Raw genomic sequence first — 26,654 nt, 5'->3', positions numbered from 1 at the left:
CCTTCATGCCCCGCGACACCGACAAAGACAACGATTCCCGCGGCCGCCGCGGCGGCGCCCCGCGAGGGCGTTCCGAAGGGACTAAGGGACGCTCGGGCGCTGCGCGCGGCCCGGAGAAGAAGTTCGCCAAACGCGGCTTCGGCGACAAGGCGGCGGGGGCCAAGGGCAAGCGCTCGTTCGACGAGGGCCGTGCACCGCGCCGCCGCGACGACGGCGATGCGCCGCGCAAATCCTTTGGCGAAAAGCCGCGCTTCAACCGCGATGAGCGTCCGCGCGGCGACCGTCCGTTTGCCGCGCGTCCGCCGCGGGGTGAGAACGGCGAGAAGCGCGCCTTCAAGCCGCGCGGCGACCGGCCGAAATTCGACCGCGACGCGGGTGGCGGCGGCAAGCGTCCCTACGCGCCGCGCACGGATCGCGACGAGGCCCGTCCGGCGGCGCGATCCTCCGAGCGCAAGTTCGGCGAACGCAAGCCCTACGCGCCGCGCGAGCGTGACGGTGAGAAGCGCCCCTATACGCCGCGCAGCGGGGGCGCCCGCGATCGCAGCGACCGTCCGCGCACCGAGCGCAGCTTCGGTGACCGGCCGCCGCGTGGCGATCGGCCGGAGCGGAAGTTCGGCGGCGAGAAGACATTTTCCCGCGGCGCTGACGGCGATCGCGGCGAGCGCAAATTCGGCGCCGGTCCGCGCGGTCCGCGCAAGGAATTCGGCGACCGTCCGGCCCGCGGCGAGTCCAAGCCGTGGCAGAAGCGTGAGGGCGGCGATCGACCGGAGCGCAGCGCCCGCCCGCCCCGCGATGGTGCGCGCAGCTTCGACCGTCCCAAGTTCGACCGTCCCAAGTCCGATCGCCCACGCGAGGATCGCCCCAAATTCGATCGTCCGAAGTTCGACCGTTCCGCCTCCGATCGGCCACGCGGGGACCGTCCCAAGTTCGACCGGCCCACATCCGACCGTCCGAAATTCGACCGGCCGCGCGATCGCGGCGACGACCGCAAGTTCGATCGCCCGCGCCAACGTCCCGAAGGTCGCAGCGAGTGGCAGGAGCATCCGCGTGGCGAAGGTCGGGGCGGTGATTTCGCCGACCGGCCGCGTCGCGACAATGAGGACGAGAGCCGGGTCTTCGCCAAGCGTCCGGCGTTCGGCGGCCGCGGTCCGTATCGCGAGCGCAAGCCCGAGACCGACAAGCGGACCAAGCGCGTCGTGTCCGACGAGGCGCCGAAGCCCGGCAAGGCTGGCGAGCGCATCGCCAAGGTGCTGGCGCGTGCCGGCCTCGCCTCGCGCCGTGATGCCGAGGAGATGGTGACGCAGGGCCGCGTCACCGTGAACGGCCGCATCATCAACTCGCCGGCGCTCGACGTCACCGAGAACGACGTGATCCAGGTCGACGGCGCGCCGTTGCCGGAGCGTGAGCGCACGCGGCTGTTTCTCTATCACAAGCCGCGCGGGCTGATGACGACGCACAGCGACCCCGAGGGGCGCCCGACGGTGTTCGACAATCTGCCCGAAGGCCTGCCGCGCCTGATCTCGATCGGCCGGCTCGATTTCAACACCGAGGGGCTGCTGCTGCTCACCAATGACGGCGGGCTGGCGCGCGTGCTCGAACTGCCGGACACCGGCTGGACACGCCGCTATCGTGTCCGCGCCCATGGCGAGATTACGCAGGCGCAGCTCGACCAGCTCGCCGCAGGCGTCGAGGTCGACGGCGTGAAATACGGCCCGATCGAAGCGACGCTGGAGCGCGACCAGGGCGCCAATGTCTGGCTGGTCGTTGCGATCCGCGAAGGGAAGAACCGCGAGGTGCGGAACGTGCTCGCCCATCTCGGCCTCGAGGTGAACCGCCTGATCCGCGTCTCCTACGGTCCGTTCCAGCTGCTGGAGCTGCCCGAGGGCGAGGTGCAGGAGGTCAAGACGCGGGTGCTGCGCGAGCAACTCGGCGAGAAGATCATCGCGCAGTCGGGCGCCGATCTCGGTCCGGCCGGCAAGGGTAGTCGCGAGCCGTTGCCCGATCCGAAGCCCAAGCCGAAGCGCGAGGTCGTTGCCGACCGCAAGGGCCGGCGCGTGCTGGTCCAGCGCACCGGCAGCGAGGAGGCGCGCGAGCGCCACGAGGCCGAGGCGCGTTTCCCCGGGCCGCCGCGGCGGCCGAAGCGCGGCTATCACGGCAAGCGCGATATCACGCCGCAGGACGAGTAGGGTGGTGCGATGCGTGTCGTCGGTGGACGGCTGAAGGGCCGCAACATCGCCTCGCCCGCCTCGCGCGACATCCGGCCGACGCAGGACCGGCTGCGCGAGGCGCTGTTCAACATCCTCGTCCACGCCTACGAGGATCCGATCGAGGGCGCACGCGTCCTCGATCTGTTTGCCGGCACCGGCGCGCTCGGCATCGAGGCTGTCTCGCGCGGCGCAGCGTTCACTCTGTTCGTCGACAACGGCGCCGAGGCAAGGGCGCTGCTGCGCAACAATGTCGAGGCGCTCGGCCTCGGCGGTGTCACCAAGGTCTACCGCCGCGATGCCACCAATCTCGGTCCGGCGCGCCCGGTCGAGCCGTTCTCGCTGGTGTTTCTCGATCCGCCCTATGGCAAGGGCCTGGCCGAGAAGGCGCTGGCCTCGTTGCGCGACGGCGGCTGGCTGGTGCCATCGGCGCTGCTCGTGGTGGAAGAGTCCAAGGCCGCCGCGTTCAAGGCGCCCGAGGGGTTCGAAGAGCTCGAGCGCCGCGCCTATGACGACACCGAATTTGTGTTCTTGCGTAGCGCCTGATCCTCGCTCGGTGTCGCCCAGGCGAGCGCAGGGGCCCATAACCACAGGATCACGTTGGGATGCGTGCTGCTCGCCACGTCGATCTTTTCCCTTACGTCTGCTGCGGCGTATGGGTCCCGGGTCTGCGCCTTCGCGGCGCTTGGCGCCGCTGCGGCTTGCCCGGGACAACAGCTCGTTTGTATCTGCCGTCGTGCCATTCCTCGTCGATCGCCAGGTCGTCTCCTACCTCCTTCCGAACAGCTTCTCGACATCGGCGAGCTTGAGCTCGACATAGGTCGGGCGGCCGTGATTGCACTGGCCGGAGTTGGGCGTGTCCTCCATCTCGCGCAACAGCGCGTTCATCTCCTCCGGCTTGAGGCGGCGGCCGGCGCGCACCGAGCCGTGGCAGGCCATGGTGGCGGCGACGTGCATCAGGCGGCGCTCCAGCGGCAGCGCCTCGCCCCATTCCTCCATGTGCTCGGCGAGATCGCGCAGCAGCCCCGCCGCATTGATCTTGCCGAGCAGCGACGGCGTCTCGCGCACCGCGACCGCGCCAGGACCGAACGATTCGATCGCGAGGCCGAATGAGGCAAGCTCATCAGTCCGCGCGAGCAGCGTCTCGACGGTGGCTTCATCGAGCTCGACGATGTCCGGGATCAGCAGGATCTGCCGCTGCACACCATGCGCCGCGAGCGAGGCCTTGAGCCGCTCATAGACGATGCGCTCATGGGCGGCGTGCTGGTCGACGATGACGAGGCCGTCGCGGGTCTGCGCCACGATGTAGGTGTCGTGGATCTGGGTGCGCGCAGCGCCGAGCGGACGGTCGAGCAGGTCGGGCGCGGCCGGCTGCTCGTGCAGACGAAGATCGGCGCGGGGCGTGCCGACGTCGAAGGCCGCTTGAGAGGATTCCGCAAGCCCGAACGACCCGAGATCTGGTGAGGGCGCCGCCGCAGGGACGGAGCCGCCGAAATGCGGCATCACCGGCGCCGACGGCGAGCGCTGCCAGTCCCAATTCATCGGACCGACGTTGGGCCGCGGTGGCGCGAAGGCCGGGCGGAACGCGGCGATGGTCGCGCCGCCGTCATTGGCCGCGGTGCGGCGGCCTTCGCGGGCGAGACCTTCCTTCAACGCGTGGATGATCAGCGCGCGCACCAGGCCGGCATTGCGAAAGCGCACCTCGGTCTTGGCCGGATGCACGTTGGCGTCGACCTCGCGCGGATCGAGTGTGACGAACAGCGCCACGACAGGATGGCGGTCGCGCGGCAGATAGTCGGCGTAGGCTGCGCGCACGGCGCCGAGGATCAGCTTGTCGCGCACCGGGCGGCCGTTGACGAACAGATACTGCCCAAGCGCATTGGCGCGCGTCAGCGCCGGGGCCGCTGCGAAGCCTTCGACCACGACATAATCGCGCTCGCTGCGCACGGCGATCGCATGGCTGCGGAAGTCGGCGCCGAGGATGTCGCCGAGCCGCGTCAGCTGGCCCGGCGCGCCGGGCAGCGCGGCGGCCCAGGTCACCGGCGCGCGCTCCTCGCCGGCGAGCGTGAAGGCGATGTCGGGCCGCGCCATCGCCAGCCGCCGCACCACCTCGCGGATCGCCTCGGCCTCGGTGCGGTCGGTCTTGAGGAACTTCAGCCGGGCCGGCGTGGCGTGGAAGAGATCGGCGACCTCGACGCGGGTGCCCTGGTTCAGCGCGGCCGGCACGATCGGCGACTTGTCGCCGCAATCGACCGCGAGCGCCCAGGCATGCGGCTCGCTCCTGTGCCGCGTCGTGATCGACAGCCGCGCCACCGAGCCGATCGAGGGCAGCGCCTCGCCGCGGAACCCGAGGGTGCGGATCTGCAGCAGGTCCTCGTCGTCGAGCTTCGATGTCGCGTGGCGCTCGACCGCGAGCGCAAGATCGGCCGCCGTCATGCCGCCACCGTCGTCGGTGATCGCGATCTTTCGCCGGCCGCCACCGTCGGTGAAGATGTCGATGCGGCTCGCGCCGGCATCGATCGCGTTCTCGACCAGCTCCTTGACGACGCTCGCCGGCCGCTCAACCACCTCGCCGGCGGCGATGCGGTTGACGATCTGTTCGGGAAGCTGGCGGACGGGCATGGTGCGAACGAACTTGAAAGCTGGCTGGCTTGGATATTGAAGGCGCGCGGCGCTGCGGCGGTCACGTTGCAAATGTGGGGTGAGAATAGCTTTTTTCATGCGCTGCGGCAGAGAAAAGCAACCTTCTCCAACGGGATTGTGAGGCGGGCGGGGCCAGTATATCGTTTCGCAAAAATAACGATCAGCCGGAGGAAGCCCATGTGCCATCTGTTCGCACACCAGCCTCAGCGCGATTATGAGTCGCAGACCCGCTCGTTGCGGATCGGCGGCCATAGCACGTCGATCCGGCTCGAAATGGCGTTCTGGGACACGCTCGAGGAGATCGCCGCCAAGGAAGGCATGAGCCTCGCCAAGTTCGTGACCACGCTGTACGCCGAGGTGCTCGACCATCACGGCGAGGTGAAGAATTTTGCGTCGCTGCTGCGCTGCTCCTGTCTGATCTATCGGGCAAAGGCGACTGCGACGCTGCCGGAATTTACCGCGGCGGCGATCATGGACGCGGCCGAGTAGCCACGGCCCCGCTGTCTTGTCTCCCTCCCCCGCTTGCGGGGGAGGGCGAGGGTGGGGGCGCCACAGCGGCAGTCCCGCCGCAGCGTTCCCCCACCCGCATCGCATCTTCGATGCGATGCGACCTCCCCCGCGAGCGGGGGAGGCGCTGACCGTCATCGTCGCAAGCCGTGTACTCAACACAGCAAGGACTTGCCCATCAGATCTCCTTCTTCTGCATCGCGCCAGCAATGTAGTCCGCCTGGCGGATCGCCAGCGCCACGATGGTGAGTGTCGGATTGCACGCAGCCCCCGTAGTGAACTGGCTGCCGTCTGAGACGAACAGGTTCTTGACGTCGTGGGTCTGGCCAAACTTGTTGACGACGCCGTCCTTGGCCTTCTCGCTCATCCGGTTGGTGCCGAGATTGTGCGTCGAGGGGTAGGGCGTGGTCGGGTAGGTCACGGTTGCGCCGACCGCCTCGTAGATCGCCGAGCCCTGCTTGTAGGCGTGGGCGCGCATCGCGACGTCGTTGGGATGATCGTCGAAATGCACTGAGGCGACCGGCATGCCGAACTTGTCCTTGGCGACAGGATCGAGCGTGATGCGGTTGGTCTCCTGCGGCATGTCCTCGCCGACCAGCCACATGCCGGCCATGCGCGGATAGGTCTCCATCGCCGCCGTGAAGCTGCGGCCCCAGGCGCCGGGATTGAGGAACGCGGCCATGAACGGCAGGCCGAGCGAGAGCGTCTCCATCTCGTAGCCGCCGACGAAGCCGCGCTTCGGATTGAACGCCGCCTCGTCGCGGACGATGCCGGCCATGGTGGTCCCGCGATACATGTGCACCGGGTTCTCGAACGTCGCATAGACGCTGCCGGTCATGTGCCGCATGTAGTTGCGCCCCACCTGGCCGGAGGAGTTGGCAAGTCCATCCGGGAACATGTTCGAGGCGCTGTTGAGCAGAAGCCGCGGGCTCTCGATCGAGTTGCCGGCGACGGCGACGATACGGGCCTTCTGCAACTGCATCTTGCCCTGACCGTCGGCATAGACCACGCCGGTGACCTTGCCCGAGGCGTCATGCTCGATCTTGATCGCCATGCTGTTGGGCCGCACCTCGAGATTGCCGGTGGCCTCGCCCTTCGGGATCTCGGTGTACAGGGTCGACCATTTCGCACCGGACTTGCAGCCCTGGAAGCAGAAGCCGATCTGCTGGCAGGCGCCGCGGCCGTCGCGCGGCTGCGAGTTGATCGCCATGTTGCCGGTGTGCACGGTCTTGTAGCCGATCTTCCGGGCGCCGGCTTCGAGCACCTTGAAATTGTTGTTGCCGGGTAGGCCCGGAATGTCGTTGGTGCGGGTGACGCCCATCTTGAACTCGGCCTTGGCGTACCACGGTTCCATTTCGGCGAGCGTCACCGGCCAGTCCAACAGGCTCGCGCCGGGCAGCGCGCCATAGGTGGTGCGGGCCTTGAACTCGTGCTCATCGAAGCGCAGCGAGGCGCCGGCCCAGTGCACGGTCGAGCCGCCGACCGCCTTGACGATCCAGGCCGGCAGGTTGGCGAAGTCCTTCGCCACGCGCCAGGTCCCGGATGTCGTGCGCATGTCGGTCCAGGCGAGCTGGGTGAAGCTCTCCCATTCGTCGTTGATGAAGTCGGGAATCTCGTAGCGATTGCCCGCCTCGAGAATGACGACCTTGATGCCCTTCTGCGCGAGCTCGTTGCCGAGCGTGCCGCCGCCGGCTCCCGAGCCGATGATGACGACGACGCTTGAATCGTTCTGGTCGAATTTTGCCATGGTGGTTTCCTCCGTGTTTTCTGTTGTTCGCCGGCGTCAGGCTTTCGGCAGCCAGTCGATGTCGGAGAAGCCACGGTTGATGTAGCCGCCATGCTCGGCGGAGGAGCCCTCGTAGCCGAACTTCGGCCAGAGCTCCTTCTGATTGTAGAGCGACACCACGAGGTCGCCGCGGAGCGTCTTGAAGAAGGTCGTCTGCTCGATGCCCTGGAGCAGCGCGACGCGGTCGGCCTCCCACGGCACCTGAGCGTAAGGCACCTTGTGGCGGTCACGCGCGTCCTGGTCGAGCCGGGCGACGCCGTCATTGATCATTGCCTTCACGGCGGCATCTTCCGCGGCCTTGCCGTCCCACGGCTTGACCGCGGTGATGTAGTAGCGGTCGGCGAGGAAGTCGTGCGGATAGATGTCGCGCGCGACCTTCACGAGTGTCTTCAGGGTGGCCGGCGTCAGCGCCTTGGCATCCTCCGCCCAGGCATCGGCAATGCCGAGGCCGGTCGCGGAAGCCACGGCTGCGGCCGGCACGGTCGAGGCCGCGCCCTTGAGAAAGACGCGGCGGTCGTATTTGTTGCGGCGATCGACTTCTCTCATGGGTATCCTCCGTTGGGTTTTTGTTTGGTGTATTTTCGTGGTCAGCGGCTCATCCGAAGCGGCCGCCGCGCTGGATGACCTCGATCTTGTAGCCGTCGGGATCTGTGACGAAGAAGAAGCGCGCGAGTGTCGCACCATTGTGCTTGAAATCGCGCAACGGGCCTGGTGCCAGGTTCTCGCGCTCGAAACGGGCATGCTCGGCATCGAGATCGTCGACCACGACAGCGAGATGGCCGTAGCCGTCACCGAGCGTATACGGCTCCTTGCGGTCGTAGTTGACGGTGAGCTCGACCTCGAAGGGCGACGACGGATGGCGCAGATAGATCAGCGCGAAGCCGTCGAAGCGCAGATTGTCTGATATCTCCAGGCCGAAGGCGCGCTTGTAGAAGTCGAGCGCCTTGGCCTCGTCGAGCACCCGGATCATGGAATGAACGGGTTTGGCCATCTCAATTGTCCTTCAGGTAGTTGATGATCGCGGCGCGCACGTCGGGCTTGGCCTGGCGATACGCCATCACGGCGCCGGGGATCAGCTCTTGCGGGTTGGTCAGCCAGGCATCGAGCTTGGTCTCGTCCCAGGTGAAATCAGCTTTCGCGAAGCCGGCCGAATAGCGGAAGCCTTCGACGGAGCCGGCGCGGCGGCCGACGACCTTCGACAGCGGCGGCCCCTGGCGCATCGGCTCGGCGCTGCTCAGCGTATGGCAGACGCCGCATTGCTGCTTGAACAAGGTCGCGCCGTCGGCAGGCTTGGGCGACGGCAAGGCCATCTGCGCCGATGCAATCGTGGTGCTCAGGACTGCGCCGCACCATCCTAGTCCAAAAACAATCAGCAGCTCTTGCGCCGTACGCCGTCCCGACATCGATCCTCTCTCATCATTTTTGATGAGACTAGGTCGCAGCGAGAGCGCCGTGGTAGTAGCGGGCTGTTTCGGCCGGAACAAAGCGTGCGCAGGACTTGTCCAGTCGCAGGATATGTCAGCGTTGCGGACTAATCGTCGAAGCGGCGCCCACCGCGTCCCGCCTTGACGTCGCTGCGGATCTTCTTGCCTTCGAGCCGGCGCTGCTTGGAGCCGAAGGTCGGCTTGGTCGGGCGCCGCACCTTCGGCCGGATCATCGCCTCCTTCAACAGCGTGACGAGACGCTCGATCGCATCGGCCTTGTTGCGCTCCTGGGTGCGGAAGCGTTCGGCCTGGATGACGATGACGCCGTTCTTGGTCATGCGCTGTCCGGCGAGCCGCGCCAGCCGTGCGGCGGCGTCCTCCGGCAGGGTGATCCGGGTCGTGTCGAAGCGCAGCTGCGCCGCGGTCGACAGCTTGTTGACGTTCTGGCCGCCGGGGCCGGAGGCGCGGACGAACGAGATCTCGATGTCGTCTTCGTTGATGGCGAGGTCGCGGGAGATCCGCAGCATGGGGCACCAGTGGAATCGAGGTTTTCGCGCCCACCATAGCGGGTTTAGGGGAGGTGTGCGCGGGGCGTCATGGCGAGGCGCGGTTGGCGGCCCGAGACCGCCGCCAGAATCTCCACTGTCATCCCGGCGAACGCCGGGATCCATAACCCCAGGGAGCAGTTTGGGGCAGGCTGGCCGCTGACACCTCCCGCCTCACGTCGGCTGCGGCGTATGGGTGCCGGATCTGCGCCGCGCTGGCGCGCGTCGCAGCTTGTCCGGGACGACAGCGGTGTGCGAGGCGGATTCACGGTTCAAACAGCGGCCGCAGGTGACGACATGTCAGCGCGTTCTCGCGGCATCTGATGCCCGAGGTCTGCGATCAGTTCGTCCCTCGCGAGCATGCAGAGGGCGCGGGGAATGCCGGGCGCTGGCCGCACCCATGGCCCGCCTGCGAAAAAAATGCAGGCGGCAGGTACCACAGGTTCAGCCGAGGCATCCCGGCATTCCCCGCGCGATGGGCTTCACGCTTATACGCAGTCTCCCTGGTGCGCCGGGCGTGTTGGCCACCATTGCGCATGATGCTTGCGCATCAGCGCGTGATACCAGCATCGGGGTATCAGGACGCTGCGACTTCACGTCCGCAAGACATCGTTCGTCCGCGTCCTCGTGAGAAGACGCTGCGATCTCTCGCGGCCACCGCTCCCCGCCTCGCGTGTCGTGACGATCGCGCGCAACGCCCCTCCGCAGTGAGACGGGATGGGCGGATCAAATCATGAATTCCGAAAAATAGCAAGAATATTATTTTTATCGGAAGTCATCGCGCGGTCCTCCCGCGCTCGTCCCGGGCAAGCCGTCAGCGACGCGAAGCCTGGCTGACGGCGCCGACTCGGGACCCATTCGCCGCAGCCGAGGTGGGGCGGCAGATGCCAATGACCAAGCTGCCTCAAACATCGCCCTGGGGGTATGGGTCCCGGCTCAAGGCCGGGACGACACTGTTTTTGTGGCGCCAGCGGTGGTTGGCCACGATCGTTCGTCATGGCCGGGCTTGTCCCGCCTGCGCGGCCGAAGCCGCTTCGGCGCAGCGAAGGCCCGGCCATCCACGTGGCCCAGCGTCCTCGGAACGACGTAGATGCCCGGGACAAGCCCGGGCATGCCGAGCAACTAACAACGTGCTCGTAGGAGAGAAGCTCCGCGCCCCGCTCAGTTCGTCTTGGTCACCGGGGCCGTGGCCGGCGCCTGGGACGGTTCGGCGGCGGCCTGCGGGGTGCGGCCGACGACGGCCGTGAGCAGGCCCTGGCTCCAGAGCTGCTTCGCCGCCTTCTTCGCGTCGTCCAGGGTGACGGCGTTGACGATCTCGCTGCGCTTCTCGATGTAGTCGATCGGCATCTTGTCGAGCTGATATTGCAGCATCGCCTGCGCCAGCTTGGAGGAGGTGTCGAGCGCCAGCATCTGCGAGCCGTTGATGTAGGACTTGGCCTCGTCGAGCTCCTGCTGGGTCGGGCCTTCCTCGGCCATGCGGCGGATCTCCTGCTCGACGGCCGCGATGGTCTCGCCGGCGCGGTCGAAGCGGGTGGCGGTGTTGCCGATGAACAGCGCCGAATGATCCATCCACAGCAGCGCGTCGTAGACGGAGTAGGCGAGGCCGCGCTTCTCGCGCACCTCCTTGTAGAGCCGCGACGACAGGCCGCCGCCGCCGAGGATGTGGTTGACCACATAGGCCGCCATGAAGTTCGGGTCGTGGCGGCGGATGCCGGGACCGCCGAAGGTGATCACGGTCTGCGGCACGTCGAGCGGCACGAGCGCGCGCTGCGGCGGCATGGTGGCGACGACGTCGGGCACCGGCGTCAAGGTGGCCTTGGCCGGCAGGCTGCCGAAGGTCTGATCGAGGAGCTTGCCGAGCGTGGCCGGGTCGACGTCGCCGACAACCGCGACCTTCAGCGTGTCCTTGGCGAGCACGCGGCCGACATAGGCCTTGAGATCGTCGACGGTGATGGTCGGCACGCTGTCCAGCGTGCCGTTCGCCGGACGGCCGTAGGGGTGGTTGGGGAAGGCAAGCTCGAGGAACTTGCGGCCCGCCAGCGAGCTCGGATTGGTGGTCTCGCGGCGCAGGCCGGAGATCACCTGCGAGCGGATGCGCTCGACGTCGGCGCTGTCGAAATGCGGCGAGGTCAGCGCGGTGCGCAGCAGCTCGAACGCCTCGTCCTTGTTGTCGCGCAGCATGCGCAGCGAGCCGCGGAATTGATCGCGCGAGATCTGGAAGCTCAGCTCGATGGCGCGGCGGTCGAGCCGCTCGTGGAAGGTCTTGGAGTCGAGATCGCCGGAGCCTTCGTCGAGCAGGTCGGCCACGAGATTGCCGACGCCGGGCTTGCCGACGGGGTCCTGCGAGGCGCCGCCCTGGAACGCATATTCCATCGCGATCAGCGGCACGGTGGCGTCCTGCACGAACCAGGCTTCGATGCCGCCGGGCGACACCAGGTGCTGGATCTTGGTCGCCGCATGGGCGGCAGGAACGATTGTGAGCGCGGCGGCGCCGACGGCGACAACGCAGGCGAAGCGGCGGGCGAAGGTCATTGTGTTCATCACGACCGCTTCTCCTCGCGCTTGGCCGCATTGTCCTTGATCAGATAGCCGGTGACCGAGCGCTTCTTCTGCAGCCAGGTCTGCGCGGCGGCGCGCACCTGCTCGGCGGTCACGGCACGGATGCGGTCGGGCCAGCTCCGGATGTCCTCGATGCTCAATCCGGTGGTGAGGCCGCCACCATACCAGCGTGCCATGGTGGCCTGGTTGTCATTGGCGTAGATCGCCTCGGCGATGAGCTGCGTCTTGACGCGTTCGAGATCCTCGGCGCGGACCGGGTTTTGCGCGATCTCGGCGATGACGCTGTCGACGACAGCCTCGACCTGGGCGAAATCGACGCCCGGACGCGGCGCGACCGCGATCGAGAACTGGCTCGGATCGAGCGACGTGCCCTGATAGGACGCGCTGGCATTGACCGCGAGCGGCTTGTCGACGACGAGCGCACGGTAGAGATAGGAGTTGCTGCCGCTACCCATCAGTTGCGCCAACACATCCAGCGCGGCCGACTGCCCGGGGGCCGCGGTGGTGGCCGAGGGCACCAGATAGAAGCGGCGCATCGAGGGCTGCTCGACATGCGGGTCGGCCAGCGTGACCGTGCGCGGCGCCACCGGCTCGGGCTCCTGCGGCCGCAACCGGCGCGCGGGGATGTCGGGTTGCGCGGGAATCTTGGCGAAGGTCTGCTCCACGAGCGGGCGCACTTCCTTGGCGTCGGTGTCGCCGGCGATCACCAGGATAGCATTGTTGGGCGCGTAGAAGCGGCGATAGAACGCCAGCGCATCCTCACGGCCGAGCTTCTCGATCTCCGGCCGCCAGCCGATCACCGGGCGGCCATAGGGGTGGTTGACGTACAGCGCCGCCATGATCTGCTCGTTGAGACGGGCTTCCGGCGAGTTGGCGACGCGCATGTTGTACTCTTCGAGCACCACGTCGCGCTCGGGCAGCACGTTCTCGTCCTTCAGCACGAGGCCGGTCATGCGGTCGGCCTCGAACTCCATCATCTTCGGCAATTGATCGCGCGGCACGCGCTGGAAATAGCCGGTGTAGTCGACCGAGGTGAAGGCGTTCTCATTGCCGCCGATCTTCAGCACCGTCTTGGAGAACTCGCCGGCGGGATGCTTCTCGGTGCCCTTGAACATCAGATGTTCGAGGAAGTGCGCCAGGCCCGACTTGCCGGGCGTCTCGTCGGCGGAGCCGACCTTGTACCAGATCATCTGCGTCACCACCGGCGTGCGGTGATCCTGGATCACGACGACCTGCAGGCCGTTGGGGAGGGTGAAGCTGGCGGGGGGCTCGGAGGCGAACGTCGTTTGCGCCGAAGCGCCCGCCGTGAACGCGATGAGGGAGACGAGCGCGGCGGCGACGGGAATGAACCGGTGCGAGGACATCATGATCCTTCTGAAGGCCCGCGGGGCGGGGCGATCGGGTTTGAGCGCAGCATGCTACACCGCGCCGGACGGGGCCCGGCGTCACAAAACGGCGACATCGTGCCGCCGCGAGACATTAAATTTCGCTAACGCCAGCGAAGCCGGCATCTCCGGGCGAACGGCTGCCGCCGTCACCGTTCCTTGCCGGTCATGATGTCCAGCTGCTTGCCGCCGATCGGCTCCTGCTTGCCGGTGCCATAGGCATAGCTCGGCGACGGCGTCTGATAGCCGGGCGGCGGCTGGGTCAGGCTCTCGCGCTGCGGCTCGCTGGTGAACGGCTTGGTTTCGCTGTCGCTGCCCTTGAACATGCCGAACAGGCCGCCTTTGAAGCCGAGCTGCGACGGGCTCATCATCGGGTTGTTGGCCACGCCGGGCTGAATCGGCTCAGTCGGCTTGGCGGCGGCCGTCCGCCCCATCTTCATCTCGGCCGGGGTCAGCGGACGGGCCGCATTGACCGGATCCCTGTTTTCCTTCTTGCGCGCGGCGGCCGCGGCCCGGCGTTGCTGCTCGTCGGGGTCCTTCGGCCAGTTTGGCGCGGTCGCCTGCGCCGCGGCGGCGGGGGGCGGCAGATCGAGCTTGGGCGGTACCACCAAAGGCGACCGCTCGCGGTATTCGATGGAGGGCGTCTCCATGTTGGTGCCGCCGAGACCGCGCATCAGATTGTCGATGATCTTCTCTTCGAAGGTCTTGTCGTCTTCCTCGTCGTCCTGGGCACGGGCGGCGCCGGCGGCCATGACGAGGCCAATGCCGAGCGCAACGGCGGACAGCCGCAGGACGCGAATGGCCGCGTGGGTCATGATCCGGCCGCTGACTTCGGTCTTGCGCATGGCTTTCCCTGTCCTCGCTTGTCCAGTGCTCGTGCTCCGACGAACCGGCCGCGACCCACCGATTGCGATCCTCGATTCGACGGGGGGCCGTCCAGGCATCGCGCCGATCTCGAAAACGTGAAGATCATCAGGCTCTTGACCCAGGATCGGCACCGGCCGGTATCGACCCGGATCAGGGCGCTTTTGCGGCGGGGGCCCCGAAGAAGGAGTCATATAGCAGGCCCGCCACCCCGGCAACGATCGCCACGTCGGCCATGTTGAAGATGTACCAGTTGTAAACCGTGCCGCCGATCTGGATGTGGAACAACGCGAAATCGACCACCGCGCCATAGGCCAGCCGGTCGATGCCGTTGCCGATGGCGCCGCCGATGATCAGGCCGAGCGACGCCGTCGCCAGCTTGCTTTCCGCACGCGCCATCCAGATGGCGAGGGCGATCACCGCGACGGCCTTCACCGCCATCAGTCCATATTGCGCCAGCGTGCTCTCACTCTGCAGCCAGCCGAAGCTGATGCCGATGTTCCAGGCGAGGTAGAGGTCGAAGAACGGGGTGATCTTGACGGTGCCGCGGTTGGGCAGGTCGAACACGTACAGCAGCCACAGCTTGGAGGCCTGGTCGATGACCAGGGTGGCGAAGCCGGCGATGAGGCCGAGGCGGAGGCGGGGGGTCATGGGGTGAGCGCGATCATGCCAAGCAACTCGCGGCAAATACCGCTGTCGTCCCGGCGAACGCCGGGACCCATACCGCGTGATGTGTGTTGGCGGAGAAAGTCTGGGTCATCGTCCTTCGTCAACATGAACGCCGGTGGTTATGGGTCCCGGCGTTCGCCGGGACGACAGTTGTGGGTGTCGCGCGATCACGCGTCACATACCGACCCCGAGCGCCTTCCACTCGCGCAGCGCTTGCGCGTCGCGCGGGGAAACGTCCGGGTACTCAGGGTCGTCGCCGACGCTCTCCAGGATCTTCCAGGAGCGGGCGCACTTCTTGCCCACGGCCTTCTCGACGACGACCGCCACGCCCGGCACCGCATCGAGCCGGAACGCATCGGCCGGGGCGTCACCCTCGCGGACCTCGTAGTTCGAGGTGATGCAGACCTCGGCGAGATCGGTGTCGAACAAGGTGCCGAGCAGCGCGCGGTCGGCGACGTAGATGACCGGCGAGGCTTCGAGCGAGGAGCCGATGGTCTTGGCGGCGCGGGCGAGCTCCAACGCGCCGGTGACGACGCGCCTGACGTTGCGGATCGTCTCCCACTTCGCGGCAAGCGCATCGTCGCGGTATTGGTCCATCGCCTCCGGGAACAGCGTCAGATGCACCGACGGCTCTGCGTCGGGCCTGTACATCCGCCACGCCTCGTCGGTGGTGAAGGAGAGCACCGGCGCCAGCCATTTCAGGACGGCATCGCAGATCAGGTCGATCGCGGTCAGCGCCGCCTTGCGCGCCACCGACGACGGCGGGTCGCAATACAGCGTGTCCTTGCGGATGTCGAAATAGAACGCCGACAGCTCCGTGTTCATGAACGCAGCCAGGCTCGCGATCACGGTCTTGTAGTCGAACGCGGCGTAGGCGCGGCTGATGACCTCGGCCTGCTGCGAGAGCTGATGCAGCATCAAGCGCTCCAGCTCCGGCATGTCGGCAAACGCCACGGCGTCGCTGCGCTTGTAGTGATGCAGGGTGCCGAGCATCCAGCGGATGCTGTTGCGCAGCTTGCGGTAGGTCTCGATGGTGTTCTTGAGGATCTCCGGGCCGATGCGCTGGTCGTCGGCATAGTCGGTGGCGCAGACCCAGAGGCGCAGGATGTCGGCGCCGGACTCCTTGATCACCTTCTGCGGCTCGACGGTGTTGCCGAGCGACTTCGACATCTTGCGGCCGTTCTCGTCGAGCGTGAAGCCGTGCGTCAGCACGACGTCGTAAGGCGCGCGGCCGCGGGTGCCGCAGCTCTCCAGCAGCGACGAGTGGAACCAGCCGCGGTGCTGGTCACTGCCTTCGAGATACATCACCGTGTCCTGGCCGCCATCGACCTTGCGCCTGATGCCGGCGAGGCCGGGGAAGTGCACGGGGTCTTCGAGCACGAAGGCGTGGGTCGAGCCGGAATCGAACCAGACGTCGCAGATGTCGTCGACCTTGTTCCAGTCCTCGTTGGCGCGGGACCCGAGGAAGCGCTCGCGTGCGCCGTCGGCGTACCAGGCGTCGGCGCCTTCCTTGGCAAAGGCCTCAGTGATGCGGGTGTTGACGGTCTCGTCCTGCAGGATCTCGGCGGAGCCGTCGCCGGTCTCGCGCACGAACACCGCGATCGGTACGCCCCAGGCGCGCTGGCGCGAGATCACCCAATCCGGACGGTTGGCGATCATGCCGGTGATGCGGTTCTGGCCGGCGGCCGGCACCCATTGCGTGACCGAGATCGCGCGCAGCGCGCGGGCACGCAGCGTATCCCCGGACTTCGCCTGACCTTGGTCCGCGATGTCCTTGTCCATCGCGATGAACCATTGCGGCGTGTTGCGAAAGATCACCGGCTTCTTGGAGCGCCAGGAATGCGGGTACTGGTGCTTGAGCCGGCCGCGCGCGAGCAGCATGCCGGCATCCGTCAGCGCCTTGATGACGGCCTCGTTGGCGTCGCCCTTCTCGCCCTTGTCGTTGATGACGCGTTTTCCTGTGAAGCCCGGCGCGTGGTCGGTCAGCGCGCCGTTCTCGTCGACGGTGTAGGGGATGGTGGTTGCGATGCCCCGGCCGTCGAGCTCGCGCGCATGCGCCATCCAGACGTCGAAGTCCTCGCGGCCGTGGCCGGGCGCGGTGTGCACGAAGCCGGTGCCGGTGTCGTCGGTGACGTGGTCGCCGGGCAGCAGCGGGACGACGAAATTATAGCCGCCGGCGAGACCTTTCAGCGGATGGGCGCATTCGACGGCGTCGAGCGTGTCGCCGGGGATGTCGCGCAGCTTGTTGTAGCTCGTGACGCGCGCCTGCTTGAACACGCTGTCGGCCAGCGCGTCGGCCAGGATCAGCTTGTCACCGGTCTTGGCCCAATTGTCTGCCGGCGCGTCCGTGACCTCATAGAGGCCGTAGGCGATCTTCGGCGAGAACGAGATGGCGCGGTTGCCGGGCAGGGTCCAGGGCGTGGTGGTCCAGATCACCACCGAGGCGCCCGCGAGCGCGCCATGCGCCGGCGATGTCACCGGAAACTTCACCCACACCGTGTCGGACTGATAGTCCTCGTACTCGACCTCGGCCTCGGCGAGCGCGGTCTTCTCGACCACGCTCCACATCACCGGCTTCGAGCCGCGATACAGCGTGCCGTTGGCGGCGAACTTCATCAGCTCGCGGGCGATCTGCGCCTCGGCCGGATAGGTCATGGTGGCGTAGGGATGATCCCAGTCGCCGATCACGCCGAGACGCTTGAACTCCTCGCGCTGCACGTTGAGCCAGTGCTCGGCATAGGCGCGGCATTCCTTGCGGAACGCGACCATGGCGGCGGAGTCGCGGAAGTCGGGCTTGGTCTTGCCCTTCTTGCGGTAGTTCTCCTCCTCGATCTTCCACTCGATGGGCAGGCCGTGGCAGTCCCAGCCGGGCACGTAGTTGGAATCGTGGCCGAGCATCTGCTGGCTCTTGGTCACGACGTCCTTGAGGATCTTGTTCAGCGCGTGCCCGATGTGGATGTTGCCGTTGGCATAGGGCGGGCCGTCGTGCAGGACGAATTTCGGCCTGTTCTTGGCGGTGTCGCGCAGCTTGCCGTAGAGGTCGATGTCGCTCCAATATTTCAGGATCTCCGGCTCGCGCTGCGGCAGGCCGGCGCGCATCGGGAATTCCGTCTGCGGCAGGTAGAGGGTTTTGGAATAGTCCTTGGCGTCGGATTTTTGGGCGTCGGGCTTTTGCGGCTTTTCGGACATCGTGATCTGGCTGGCTGAGAGATGAGGCGCTGAGACGCGATTTCGATCGCGGGCGGCGGAACGAGCAGAGACATCCCGGTCTTGCGCCGAGCTCAAAGCTCAGGCGGAAGCCGGGCCGCTAATGCCGATGATGCGCCGTATCAACATGGGGCCTCCTCATAGCAGCCGGACTGCGGAATCGCAAAGCGATCCTGCGGCAGCAACGCTACGGGATCGTCGTTCAGCGTCATTCCGGGGCGATGCGCTAGCATCGAACCCGGAATCTCGAGATTCCGGGTTCAGCCCTGGCGGGCTGCCCGGAATGACGTCACCGATGGAGCAGGAGGATCAGCCGATCTCGCCGAGCCGGGGGAAAAGGCCGGGATCGGCCGCCAGCAAAGCGCGGGCCCTGGCGCTGTCGTCGTCCATCTGCCGGATCAGGGCCTCGATTGAGCTGAATTTGGCCTCCTCGCGGATGAAGCCGATGAAGGCGACGTCCAGGACCTCGCCATAGAGGCTGTCCTTGAAGTCGAACAGGAAGGTCTCGAGCAGCGGCGCGCCGTTGTCGAAGGTCGGCCGGCGGCCGAAATTGGCGACGCCGTCGATCAGCACCCGCCCAGCGCCGCGGCCGCGACCGACCCGGACGGCATAGATGCCGTGGCGCAGCCCGCAATCGCGATCGAGCCGCATGTTGGCGGTGGGGTAGCCGAGATCGCGGCCGCGCTTCTCGCCGTGGATGACCTCGGAGCTCACGAACCAGGGGCCGCCGAGCATCGCGGTCGCCTCGCTGACCTGGCCCTCCGCCAGCGCTTCGCGGATCGCGGTGGAGGACACCGGCCGCTCGTCGATGTCGACATGGGCCTGGATGTCGACCTCGATGCCGAGCTTGGGGGCCTCGTTGGCGAGCAGGCTGGGCGAGCCGACGCGGCCCTTGCCGAAATGAAAGTCGTAGCCGACCGCGATTCCGGTGATCCCGAGCCGCCCGATCAGGTCATGGTGAATGAAATCCTGCGCCGAGGTCTGGGCGCGGGCCTTGTCGAAGGCCATGACCACGGCGCCGGCAAGGCCGGTTCCGGCCAGGAGTCGCAGCTTGGCGGTCTCGTCGGTCAGGCGGAACTGCGGGGTATTGGGGCTGAAGAAGCGCCGCGGATGCGGCTCGAAGGTCAGCGCCAGCGCCGGGCGCCCCTTGGCCTTGCCCATCTCGATCGCCGCCTCGATCACGGCCCGGTGGCCGAGATGAACGCCGTCGAAATTGCCCATCGCCACCACCGCGCCCTTGAGGATGTCCGACGGCGGGGTGGAATCGCGGATGATCTTGAAATCGGGCATGTGACGGAAATATCTCGCGGATTTCGGTGGGCTACCGGCGGACGGTGGTTGCCGTGACGGTGGGCGGCCGGCCCCGCGAAGTCAAGCCGAAGGGGTTCCTCCGCTCATGCAGCGCAGCAATAGCGACATGCAGCCGCAGCGCAGTTAACGCGCTGTTTAACGGCTGATGCTACTGCTGAAAGCGGATGGCGGGGTCGGTTACGACCCGTGCCGCATGAGCTTTTTTGTAACAGTCTGCGCGTTGTGTTCGCGTCTGGGGGAGTCAAGATGGCGGTTGATTTGACGATGCCGGTGCTCGTCGTCGACGATTACAGCACCATGATCCGTATCATCAGGAATCTTCTCAAGCAGATCGGTTTCGAGGACATCGACGATGCCAGCGACGGCTCGATGGCCCTCAACAAGATGCGCGCCAAGAAATACGGCCTCGTGATCTCCGACTGGAACATGGAGCCGATGACCGGCTACGACCTGCTCCGCGAGGTCCGCGCCGATCCGAACCTGGCGACCACGCCGTTCATCATGATCACGGCGGAATCCAAGACCGAGAACGTGATCGCGGCCAAGAAGGCCGGCGTGAACAACTACATCGTCAAGCCGTTCAATGCCGCGACCTTGAAGACCAAGATCGACGCGGTGTTCCCGGACATGGCGACGGCCTGACGCCCGCCTGATCCACTCCAACGAAAGACGCCCGGCACTCGGCCGGGCGTTTTGCGTTTCAGGATCCGTTCACCACTTCAATTCGCGCATCAGGGCGCGCGGCGGATGGCCGAACAGCTCCTTGATAGAGGCCGGGTCGAGCTGCTCGACGCCGGCGAACTCCTCGGAATGGATGCCGCGGGTCACGAACAGGCAGTCGATGCCGAAGCCGTGCGCGCCGGCGAGATCGGTTCGGACGGAATCGCCGATCGCCAGCACCTCCTCGCGCGCGACCGGCCGGCCGGCGTGCTGCTCGGCCAGCATCATGGCCCGCTCGTAGATTGGCCGGTGCGGCTTACCGTAGAAGATCACCTCGCCGCCGAGCTCGCGGTAGAGCTCGGCGATGGCGCCGGCGCAGTAGATCAGCCGGTCGCCGCGCTCGACCACGATGTCCGGATTGGCGCAGATCAGCGGCAGCTTGCGCTCGCGGGCGCGCAGCAGCATCGGCCGGTAGTCCTCGGCGGTCTCGGTCTCGTCGTCGTAGAGGCCGGTGCAGATGATGTAGGACGCTTCTTCGAGCGGCGACAGCGCCAGGTCGAGACCGCGATGAATGGAATTGTCGCGCTCGGGGCCGAGCCAGAACACCTTGCCGCCGGGATGATCGGCCACGTAGTGGCGGGTCAGGTCGCCGGAGGAGACGATGGCGCTGTAGACCTCGTCGGCGACGCCGAGCTTGCGCAACTGGCGCTGGACCGAATCGGCCGGCCGGGGTGCGTTGGTGATCAGGATCACCGTACCGCCCTGGCGGCGAAAGTGGTGCAGCGCGTCGCAGGCGTCGGGGAAGGACTCCAGCCCGTTATGGACCACGCCCCAGATGTCGCTCAGCAGCACCTGCTTGCGGCCGACCAGATCGCGCAGCCGCTCTTCGAAGCGGAGAACGGTCATGGCAGCCGGCTGATCTCAGAGGGTCCCGGCGGCACGGCGGGCGAGGGCGGCATTGCCGCTGCGCGTCGGAGCATTGGTGTGTGACGCGTCGAGAGAGGTGGTGCCGGCGGCATTGGGGTCCTGAATCTTGATGTCCTGCCCGCCCGATGGGCCGGCGGCGGCCTCGCCGGTAGCAGATGCGCCCTCGGGTCGCAATGGGCGGGGCGGCGCGAACAGGAAGCCCTGGCCGAAGCGGACGTCGTAGTCGAGCAGGTCGACGACGCTGTTCTCACCTTCGATCCGCTCGGCGATCAGGTCGATGCCGAAGCGGCCCAGCAGATCGGAGAGATCGGTCGGGTGAATGTCGGAGGCCGAGCTCTGCTTCGGGTCGAGCAGCAGCGCGGCCGGGACCTTGATGAAGCGGACTCCGCGATCGGCGAGCTCGCGCGGCTCGAACCGGAGGTCGGTGACATGGTCGATCGAGAAGCGGTAGCCGCGCTGTGCCAGGGCCGCGAGATGCTCGGTCCCGGTCGGACCGAGGCTGCGAAGGGTCGACTGCTTGAATTCGAGCACGAAGGACGGCGCCAGGGCGCGATTCGCTTCGAGGAAATCGAGGCATTGCGAAAAGTTTGCAGGGCTGCTGAGCGTCGCCGAGGAGATGTTGCAGAAGATGCCGACGTCCTTGTTGCGAACCATCAGGCGGCGCAGCACCTGGACGCAGCGAAGCAGAACCATGTGGTCGATGCGCCCGACCAGGCCGGCGGCTTCCGCGATGCCGATGAAGTCCTCGGCCGCGACCACCTGGTCGCGCTCGTCGCGAAGCCTGGTCACCGCCTCGTAGAAGCGCACCTTGCGCTGTGGCAGCGTCACCAGCGGCTGCAGATAGATGTCGAGGCGGTTGTCCTCGATCGCGCCTTTGACGGCGGCGAGGATCTGCGGCTGGCTGCGCGGCACGGCCGTGACCGCCGGGGCCTGCGGTTTGGGCGGCAGGGGGGCGGCAGCCGGTGCCGCGCTGAACGTGCCGGAGGTCTCGGCCACCTTCTGCTCGACGCCGCGCGGCGGCAGCGCGTTCATCTCGAGCGCGCCGCTGGAGGAAGCGGTCGCCGGGAGCGGGCGATCGGCGTCGCGAACCGTGCCGGCCCCAGCTCCCGGCGGTGTTGCCGGCGGGATGGCCGCGATCAGGTCCTCGTGCTGGGCCACGGTGACGGCGAGCTGCTTCATCAGTCCGCCGAGCTCGTTGATCTCGCCGATGACCCCTTGCAGGCGATCGGCGCTGACCGAGCTCGACGACACGATGCGTCCCTCCACCGCCGACAGGCGGCGGCCGAACTCGGCGACCTGACGCGCGAGGTCGGCGGTGCCGCGCGACAGATCGGCTATCTGGCTGCCGATGTCGGTGCGGTCGCGCAGTCGCATCGATACGGCATTGTAGAGAATCAGGAACGTCAGTGCGGCAAGCGCTACGATCGCGGATTCCGAGCCACTGATACCGGCCACCGAATACAGGATCAGGCCGAGCGAGGCCGCGACCAGAACCATACAAATGGCAACGAAAATCGTGGAGATACGGATCATGCTTGGCGACGCTCCCAACCGAACGCAACCTTAGCACTTCTGTTGATTCGCGAGGATAGTGGGCGGGATTCAAATACCGGGAGACGCCGATGATTTCTCGTCTGCGTGTCATTTACGCAAGTTCACGTGGGAAAGCGGAGTGCCATCGTAGTGTTGCCGATCCGTAGAACACCGGGGGAAGCGCTTCGCGGATTCCAGACATGTTTAGACATGCGCGCGGTGCCATGAGCTGATCAACGCGTGTTGCTTAGCAGCTCAATTGAGCCGGTGATTCTTCGATGTCCGTCGAACCGCGCCTGCCGCTGTCCGGGCGGGCTCACGTGCTGCGGTGACGCCGGCGCAGGGCGGCCACGCCGAGCAGCAGTGCCGCAACGGCGACACCGACGGGTACGTTGATCCGTCCGAGTGCGCCCGCAACTCCGCTCGCGTGGTTCGTGGAGGTCGATGACGGTGCCAAGGGGATGGTGTCGGGATCGATCTCGTCCGCGTCGGGTTCCCGGGCCACGGGCGCTGCGATCGCCACGCGCAGCCGGCTGGAGAGCGACGGATAGTGCGGCGAAGGGCTGCGGAGCTTCACTGCCGCGACGATCGCGCAGATCGCCGCCAGCGCGATCAGGATGCCGCCGACAACCGCGAACGCGGTGAACAGGCCGTAGGTCATTTCCACCCAGCGGAACAGCGCGGTCAATCCGACGATGCAGGCGGCGATCAGGAAGATGCCCGCGGTGGCGAACAGCCCGGCGGCGACGGCGTAGGACGTCACCGTTCCGGTGGCCTGCCGGGCGCGATCCCGAATGTAGGATTGGGTGGCGCGCTTGACGCGGTTGAGCCTCTGTTCGAGCCCCAATCGCAGCAGCTCTCCTGGCGGTGCAAGCATGCGCGTCCTCCGACAATCCGCTCGCCGCGCGCAAACCGCCGGCTCGCGACATGAACGTGGAGGATTTGCGAAGGTTCCCGGCAATCAGGCGTGCCGTTCTGCGGCAATCCTTGCAGGGCAAGCTATTTGCGATCGGGGATGCTCTCCCACACGCCGGGTAGGAGCGGACTTCATAAGGTGATGGCGGCGCATGACCGATGCGGAGCCAGAGCGAGACCGTATGAATAGCTATGCCAACCAACGTTATTCCGGGGCAAGGCCGCAGGCCTTGAACCCGGAATCCCGATATTGTCTCGCGTCCCTTCCCAACAAGTACGAGATTCCGGGTTCAATCGCCAACGCGTGGCCGCGTTGACGATTGCCCCGGAATGACCGCTGCTGGGAAGCAGTCCAGATAAGGAAATGGCGGCCACCGGGGCCGCCATTGTTGTTGGCTGACGATGTCCGCGCGCGGCTTACGCCACGGCCTTGATGACCTTGCCGACCTTCTCGATGATTTCGCCGACCTGATCCTCGCTGACGATCAGCGGCGGGGTCAGCGCCAGCGTGTCACCGGCGATGCGCAGCATCAGGTCGTTGTTGTGGAAGGCGGTCTCCATCGCGGAGTAGCCGCGCTTGCCAGCCGCGTCGGGCAGCGGCGCGAGGTCGATGCCGGCGGTGAGACCAACCGTGCGGATGTCCAGCACGTTGGGCAGGCCCTTGAGCGACATCACGGCGTCGGCGAATTTCGGCTCGATCGCGCGGGCGTGCTCGAACAGCTTGTCGTCGCGATAGATGTCGAGCGTGGCGAGGCCGGCCGCGCAGGCGATCGGATGCGCCGAATAGGTGTAGCCGTGGGTGAACTCCACCATGTGCTCGGGGCCGCTCATGAAGGCGTCGTGGATGGTGTCGCGCACCAGCACGCCGCCCATCGGTGCCGCGCCATTGGTGACGCCCTTGGCGAAGGTGAGAAGGTCAGGCGTCACGCCGTAGCGCTCGGCGGCGAAGGCGTAGCCGAGGCGGCCGAAGCCGGTGATGACCTCGTCGAAGATCAGCAGGATGCCGTGCTTCTGGGTGATCTCGCGCAGCCGCTTGAGATAGCCCTTCGGCGCCGGGATCACGCCGGTCGAGCCAGCCATCGGCTCGACGATCACGGCGGCGATGGTGTTGGCGCCGTGCAGGTTGACGAGGTTCTCGAGCTCGTCGGCGAAGTGCGCGCCATATTCCGGCTCGCCCTTGGTGAAGGCCTGCTTCTCGCGGTCATAGGTCGCCGGGATGTGGTCGACGCCGGTCAGCAAGGTGCCGAACAGCTTGCGGTTGTTGACGATGCCGCCGACCGAGGTGCCGCCGAAGCCGACGCCGTGATAGCCGCGGACGCGGCCGATCAGGCGGGTCCGGCTGCCCTGGCCGTTGATCTGGTGATAGGCGAGCGCCATCTTCAGCGCGGTGTCGGCTGCCTCCGAGCCGGAGTTGCAGAAGAACACGTGGTCGAGGCCGGCGGGCGCGAGATCAGCGATGCGGTTGGCCAGCTCGAACGCCTGGGGAATGCCGAACTGGAACGGCGGCGCGTAGTCGAGCGCCGCGGCCTGCTGGCCGATCGCCTCGGCGATCTGGCTGCGGCCGTGACCGGCGTTGCAGCACCACATGCCGGCGGCGGCGTCGATGATCTTGCGGCCATCGACGGTGATGTAGTGCATGTCCTTGGCACCGGCGAGCAGGCGCGGGTTCTTCTTGAAGGCGCGGTTCGCGGTGAACGGCATCCAATGCGCGGCAAGATCATTCGGAACGGTGACGGCGGGGCGGGGGCTCTTGTCCAGCATGGGGACCTCTCGGACGGTTGTGCGACGGCGGCAGCATGATCCGGAAAGGTGGCGAACCGGTGCCAGAAAAGCTTGCCGAAACGGATCGTGCTTGATGGGCCTGAATGCGTGCGCCGACGTTGTCAGCCGCTGATCCGGGCCGCCGCCAAGCTATCAGCTTCGCGGACGGACGGAAATGTCAAAGGTCCAGCGTTCCCGCTGCCCTGGTGAGCGGATTCTGCACGGCAGCAGCAGATTGTGCCGCATATTGGAAGTCGCTGCGTCATTTCGCGCCAACCGCGCCGGTGTGCCTCGGGCAGCCGCGTCTCAGACGAGATCGCGCGCGGTGATCCAGAACACCTCGCCCTCGGAGTCCTCGGTGTCGAGCCAGAGCAGCGGCAGGTCGGGATAGGCCGCCTCGATCTGCGGACGGTCGCGCCCGACCTCGCACAACAACCCTCCCTCCGCAGTCAGGTGGTCGCGCGCCTGGCTGAGGATGCGATGGATGATGTCGAGCCCGTCGGTGCCGCCGTCGAAGGCCAGCGTCGGCTCGGCGCGGCATTCCCGAGGCAGGCCGGCCATGCCCTCGGCGTCGACATAGGGCGGGTTGGTGATGATGAGATCGTAACGGCGCTGGCTGAGCGGTGCGAACAGGTCACCGCGGTGCAGCGAGATGCGCTCGCCGAGGTCGTAGTCGGCGACGTTCTTCGCCGCAACGGCGAGCGCATCCTTGGAGATGTCGACGGCGTCGATCACCGCATTGGGGAAGTGGCGGCTGGCCAGGATCGCCAGGCACCCAGAGCCGGTGCAGAGGTCCAGCACGCTGTCCACGGCCAGCGGATCGTCGATCAGCGAGGTGCCGTCGGCTTCGGCGCCGCCGAAATGCGTCTCCAGCAGCTCGCCGATGAACGAGCGCGGCACGATGACGCGCTCGTCGACGTAGAACGGCAGGCCGCGCATATAGACCTTGTTGACCAGATAGGCCGCCGGCTTCCTCGTGGTGATTCGCGCCGTGATCAGGTCGAGGATCGTCTTGCCTTCGGCCGCGGTGACCCGGGCCGTGACGAAGCTCTCGAACTGATCGGGGCGCAGATGCAGCGCCTCGCCGATCAGGAAGGCGGCCTCCGACACCGGATCGGTGGTGCCGTGCGCAAACACCAGATCGGCGTTCTGGAAGCAGCTCACCGCGTAGCGCAGGTAGTCGAGCAGGCTCGCCAGCTCGCCCGCATTGACCTTCGGGAGCTTCGGCGCCGCCGCCTTGCGCGGTGCTGCCGTCTTGACCTTCTTCGCCATCACGACTTCCAGCGCGCCGCGGCGGCATCGTCGTGGCTCTTGGCCTCGACCCAGCTGCCGCCGTTCTCGGTTTCCTCGCGCTTCCAGAACGGCGCGTTGGTCTTGAGATAATCCATCAGGAACTCAGCCGCCTCGAACGCCGCCTGACGGTGGCTGGATGCGGTCACCACCAGCACGATGTTCTCGCCCGGCCGTATCCGGCCGAAGCGGTGAATCACGGTCATGCCCTGCAGCGGCCAGCGCGCCATCGCCTGCTCGGCATGGCGCATGATCTCGGCTTCCGCCATCCCTGGATAGTGCTCGAGCGTCAGTGCGCTGATCGGCGTGTCATGGTCGTTGCCGCGGCACAGGCCGGAGAAGCTGACGACGGCGCCGATGTCGGTGCGGCCATGGCTGAGGGCTGCGATCTCGGCCGCGGTGTCGAAATCCTCTTGCTGCACGCGGACGGTGACGATCGCGGTCATGGACAGATATTCCGTTAC

At 66.8% G+C, this 26,654-nt stretch carries 22 protein-coding genes; 4 read left to right on the top strand and 18 right to left on the bottom strand.

Annotation, left to right across the window (positions count from 1 at the left end; all coding sequences use genetic code 11):
• The first annotated feature begins 5 nt into the window (after positions 1-5).
• Both QX048_RS24440 and rsmD read left to right on the top strand, forming a co-directional pair.
• Positions 6-2,186, top strand: a complete 2,181-nt coding sequence (locus tag QX048_RS24440) for a pseudouridine synthase (protein ID WP_315825384.1) — start codon at positions 6-8, stop codon at positions 2,184-2,186.
• Between the two features lie 9 nt (positions 2,187-2,195).
• The gene (gene rsmD / locus QX048_RS24435; RefSeq protein WP_315825383.1) at positions 2,196-2,750 is read left to right on the top strand and encodes a 16S rRNA (guanine(966)-N(2))-methyltransferase RsmD; all 555 of its coding nucleotides are present in this window, start codon (positions 2,196-2,198) and stop codon (positions 2,748-2,750) included.
• Between the two features lie 222 nt (positions 2,751-2,972).
• On the opposite strand, the gene mutL is transcribed toward rsmD, so the two are convergent.
• Positions 2,973-4,826: a DNA mismatch repair endonuclease MutL gene (gene mutL, locus QX048_RS24430; RefSeq protein ID WP_315825382.1), complete on the bottom strand. Its 1,854-nt coding sequence runs from the start codon at positions 4,824-4,826 to the stop codon at positions 2,973-2,975.
• 198 nt (positions 4,827-5,024) lie between these two features.
• Between mutL and QX048_RS24425 the strand changes: the two genes are divergently transcribed.
• Positions 5,025-5,336: a ribbon-helix-helix domain-containing protein gene (locus tag QX048_RS24425; RefSeq protein ID WP_315716699.1), complete on the top strand. Its 312-nt coding sequence runs from the start codon at positions 5,025-5,027 to the stop codon at positions 5,334-5,336.
• A gap of 196 nt (positions 5,337-5,532) precedes the next feature.
• Here QX048_RS24425 and QX048_RS24420 read toward each other — a convergent pair whose 3' ends face one another.
• From QX048_RS24420 to QX048_RS24370, 11 genes are all read right to left on the bottom strand, one after another.
• The gene (locus QX048_RS24420; protein WP_315716700.1) at positions 5,533-7,101 is read right to left on the bottom strand and encodes a GMC family oxidoreductase; all 1,569 of its coding nucleotides are present in this window, start codon (positions 7,099-7,101) and stop codon (positions 5,533-5,535) included.
• Positions 7,102-7,137: 36 nt separating this feature from the next.
• Positions 7,138-7,686, bottom strand: a complete 549-nt coding sequence (locus QX048_RS24415; RefSeq protein WP_315716701.1) for a gluconate 2-dehydrogenase subunit 3 family protein — start codon at positions 7,684-7,686, stop codon at positions 7,138-7,140.
• A 49-nt stretch (positions 7,687-7,735) separates the two neighbouring features.
• On the bottom strand, positions 7,736-8,131 hold the full coding sequence (locus tag QX048_RS24410) for a VOC family protein (protein ID WP_315716702.1): 396 nt from the start codon (positions 8,129-8,131) through the stop codon (positions 7,736-7,738).
• A gap of 1 nt (position 8,132) precedes the next feature.
• Positions 8,133-8,450: a c-type cytochrome gene (locus tag QX048_RS24405; RefSeq protein WP_315716717.1), complete on the bottom strand. Its 318-nt coding sequence runs from the start codon at positions 8,448-8,450 to the stop codon at positions 8,133-8,135.
• 221 nt (positions 8,451-8,671) lie between these two features.
• Positions 8,672-9,091 carry an alternative ribosome rescue aminoacyl-tRNA hydrolase ArfB gene (gene arfB / locus QX048_RS24400; RefSeq protein ID WP_315825381.1) on the bottom strand — a complete coding sequence of 140 codons (420 nt, stop codon included), beginning with the start codon at positions 9,089-9,091 and terminating at the stop codon, positions 8,672-8,674.
• Positions 9,092-10,270: 1,179 nt separating this feature from the next.
• Complete coding sequence (locus tag QX048_RS24395) at positions 10,271-11,650, bottom strand: pitrilysin family protein (protein WP_315825380.1); 1,380 nt, start codon at positions 11,648-11,650, stop codon at positions 10,271-10,273.
• A complete protein-coding gene (locus QX048_RS24390) occupies positions 11,650-13,035 on the bottom strand; it encodes a pitrilysin family protein (protein ID WP_315754473.1) in 1,386 nt (461 codons plus the stop codon). The genes QX048_RS24395 and QX048_RS24390 overlap by 1 nt, the downstream gene beginning before the upstream one ends.
• Before the next feature lie 167 nt (positions 13,036-13,202).
• Entirely contained in the window at positions 13,203-13,868 is a 666-nt protein-coding gene (locus QX048_RS24385; RefSeq protein ID WP_315713662.1) for a hypothetical protein, read from the bottom strand.
• A 202-nt stretch (positions 13,869-14,070) separates the two neighbouring features.
• The gene (gene lspA, locus QX048_RS24380; protein ID WP_315713617.1) at positions 14,071-14,568 is read right to left on the bottom strand and encodes a signal peptidase II; all 498 of its coding nucleotides are present in this window, start codon (positions 14,566-14,568) and stop codon (positions 14,071-14,073) included.
• A 192-nt stretch (positions 14,569-14,760) separates the two neighbouring features.
• Entirely contained in the window at positions 14,761-17,775 is a 3,015-nt protein-coding gene (gene ileS, locus QX048_RS24375) for an isoleucine--tRNA ligase (RefSeq protein ID WP_315825379.1), read from the bottom strand.
• Between the two features lie 327 nt (positions 17,776-18,102).
• Positions 18,103-19,083, bottom strand: a complete 981-nt coding sequence (locus QX048_RS24370) for a bifunctional riboflavin kinase/FAD synthetase (RefSeq protein WP_315825378.1) — start codon at positions 19,081-19,083, stop codon at positions 18,103-18,105.
• Positions 19,084-19,350: 267 nt separating this feature from the next.
• Between QX048_RS24370 and QX048_RS24365 the strand changes: the two genes are divergently transcribed.
• Positions 19,351-19,746 carry a response regulator gene (locus QX048_RS24365; RefSeq protein ID WP_006613531.1) on the top strand — a complete coding sequence of 132 codons (396 nt, stop codon included), beginning with the start codon at positions 19,351-19,353 and terminating at the stop codon, positions 19,744-19,746.
• Between the two features lie 69 nt (positions 19,747-19,815).
• Here the strand turns inward: QX048_RS24365 and QX048_RS24360 are convergent, their stop codons facing one another.
• From QX048_RS24360 to QX048_RS24335, 6 genes are all read right to left on the bottom strand, one after another.
• Complete coding sequence (locus tag QX048_RS24360; RefSeq protein WP_315713614.1) at positions 19,816-20,670, bottom strand: TIGR01459 family HAD-type hydrolase; 855 nt, start codon at positions 20,668-20,670, stop codon at positions 19,816-19,818.
• Between the two features lie 15 nt (positions 20,671-20,685).
• Entirely contained in the window at positions 20,686-22,224 is a 1,539-nt protein-coding gene (locus QX048_RS24355; RefSeq protein ID WP_315825377.1) for an EAL domain-containing protein, read from the bottom strand.
• 316 nt (positions 22,225-22,540) lie between these two features.
• Positions 22,541-23,101 (bottom strand): phage holin family protein, encoded by a 561-nt coding sequence (locus QX048_RS24350; RefSeq protein WP_315825376.1) that lies wholly within the window; start codon positions 23,099-23,101, stop codon positions 22,541-22,543.
• Between the two features lie 455 nt (positions 23,102-23,556).
• A complete protein-coding gene (locus tag QX048_RS24345; RefSeq protein WP_315754462.1) occupies positions 23,557-24,900 on the bottom strand; it encodes an aspartate aminotransferase family protein in 1,344 nt (447 codons plus the stop codon).
• 306 nt (positions 24,901-25,206) lie between these two features.
• Positions 25,207-26,172 carry a 50S ribosomal protein L3 N(5)-glutamine methyltransferase gene (gene prmB, locus QX048_RS24340; protein ID WP_315825375.1) on the bottom strand — a complete coding sequence of 322 codons (966 nt, stop codon included), beginning with the start codon at positions 26,170-26,172 and terminating at the stop codon, positions 25,207-25,209.
• The gene (locus QX048_RS24335; RefSeq protein ID WP_315713609.1) at positions 26,172-26,636 is read right to left on the bottom strand and encodes a molybdenum cofactor biosynthesis protein MoaE; all 465 of its coding nucleotides are present in this window, start codon (positions 26,634-26,636) and stop codon (positions 26,172-26,174) included. The genes prmB and QX048_RS24335 overlap by 1 nt, the downstream gene beginning before the upstream one ends.
• Positions 26,637-26,654: the final 18 nt, after the last annotated feature.

Source organism: Bradyrhizobium sp. SZCCHNS30572 (assembly GCF_032484415.1).
Taxonomy (GTDB): Bacteria; Pseudomonadota; Alphaproteobacteria; order Rhizobiales; family Xanthobacteraceae; genus Bradyrhizobium.
The sequence above is the reverse complement of the archived record's forward strand: the minus strand, read 5'-3'. Positions and strand labels throughout refer to the sequence as shown.

What these genes read in the sequence shown, in the direction of transcription:
- QX048_RS24390 (WP_315754473.1), bottom strand. Translation starts at nt 13,035, where the DNA reads ATGATGTCCTCGCACCGGTTCATTCCCGTCGCCGCCGCGCTCGTCTCC.
- QX048_RS24365 (WP_006613531.1), top strand. Translation starts at nt 19,351, where the DNA reads ATGGCGGTTGATTTGACGATGCCGGTGCTCGTCGTCGACGATTACAGC.
- QX048_RS24440 (WP_315825384.1), top strand. Translation starts at nt 6, where the DNA reads ATGCCCCGCGACACCGACAAAGACAACGATTCCCGCGGCCGCCGCGGC.
- QX048_RS24395 (WP_315825380.1), bottom strand. Translation starts at nt 11,650, where the DNA reads ATGAACACAATGACCTTCGCCCGCCGCTTCGCCTGCGTTGTCGCCGTC.
- arfB (WP_315825381.1), bottom strand. Translation starts at nt 9,091, where the DNA reads ATGCTGCGGATCTCCCGCGACCTCGCCATCAACGAAGACGACATCGAG.
- QX048_RS24350 (WP_315825376.1), bottom strand. Translation starts at nt 23,101, where the DNA reads ATGCTTGCACCGCCAGGAGAGCTGCTGCGATTGGGGCTCGAACAGAGG.
- prmB (WP_315825375.1), bottom strand. Translation starts at nt 26,172, where the DNA reads ATGGCGAAGAAGGTCAAGACGGCAGCACCGCGCAAGGCGGCGGCGCCG.
- QX048_RS24425 (WP_315716699.1), top strand. Translation starts at nt 5,025, where the DNA reads ATGTGCCATCTGTTCGCACACCAGCCTCAGCGCGATTATGAGTCGCAG.
- rsmD (WP_315825383.1), top strand. Translation starts at nt 2,196, where the DNA reads ATGCGTGTCGTCGGTGGACGGCTGAAGGGCCGCAACATCGCCTCGCCC.
- QX048_RS24420 (WP_315716700.1), bottom strand. Translation starts at nt 7,101, where the DNA reads ATGGCAAAATTCGACCAGAACGATTCAAGCGTCGTCGTCATCATCGGC.
- ileS (WP_315825379.1), bottom strand. Translation starts at nt 17,775, where the DNA reads ATGTCCGAAAAGCCGCAAAAGCCCGACGCCCAAAAATCCGACGCCAAG.
- QX048_RS24355 (WP_315825377.1), bottom strand. Translation starts at nt 22,224, where the DNA reads ATGATCCGTATCTCCACGATTTTCGTTGCCATTTGTATGGTTCTGGTC.
- QX048_RS24360 (WP_315713614.1), bottom strand. Translation starts at nt 20,670, where the DNA reads ATGACCGTTCTCCGCTTCGAAGAGCGGCTGCGCGATCTGGTCGGCCGC.
- mutL (WP_315825382.1), bottom strand. Translation starts at nt 4,826, where the DNA reads ATGCCCGTCCGCCAGCTTCCCGAACAGATCGTCAACCGCATCGCCGCC.
- QX048_RS24410 (WP_315716702.1), bottom strand. Translation starts at nt 8,131, where the DNA reads ATGGCCAAACCCGTTCATTCCATGATCCGGGTGCTCGACGAGGCCAAG.
- QX048_RS24345 (WP_315754462.1), bottom strand. Translation starts at nt 24,900, where the DNA reads ATGCTGGACAAGAGCCCCCGCCCCGCCGTCACCGTTCCGAATGATCTT.
- QX048_RS24385 (WP_315713662.1), bottom strand. Translation starts at nt 13,868, where the DNA reads ATGACCCACGCGGCCATTCGCGTCCTGCGGCTGTCCGCCGTTGCGCTC.
- QX048_RS24405 (WP_315716717.1), bottom strand. Translation starts at nt 8,450, where the DNA reads ATGGCCTTGCCGTCGCCCAAGCCTGCCGACGGCGCGACCTTGTTCAAG.
- QX048_RS24335 (WP_315713609.1), bottom strand. Translation starts at nt 26,636, where the DNA reads ATGACCGCGATCGTCACCGTCCGCGTGCAGCAAGAGGATTTCGACACC.
- QX048_RS24370 (WP_315825378.1), bottom strand. Translation starts at nt 19,083, where the DNA reads ATGCCCGATTTCAAGATCATCCGCGATTCCACCCCGCCGTCGGACATC.
- lspA (WP_315713617.1), bottom strand. Translation starts at nt 14,568, where the DNA reads ATGACCCCCCGCCTCCGCCTCGGCCTCATCGCCGGCTTCGCCACCCTG.
- QX048_RS24415 (WP_315716701.1), bottom strand. Translation starts at nt 7,686, where the DNA reads ATGAGAGAAGTCGATCGCCGCAACAAATACGACCGCCGCGTCTTTCTC.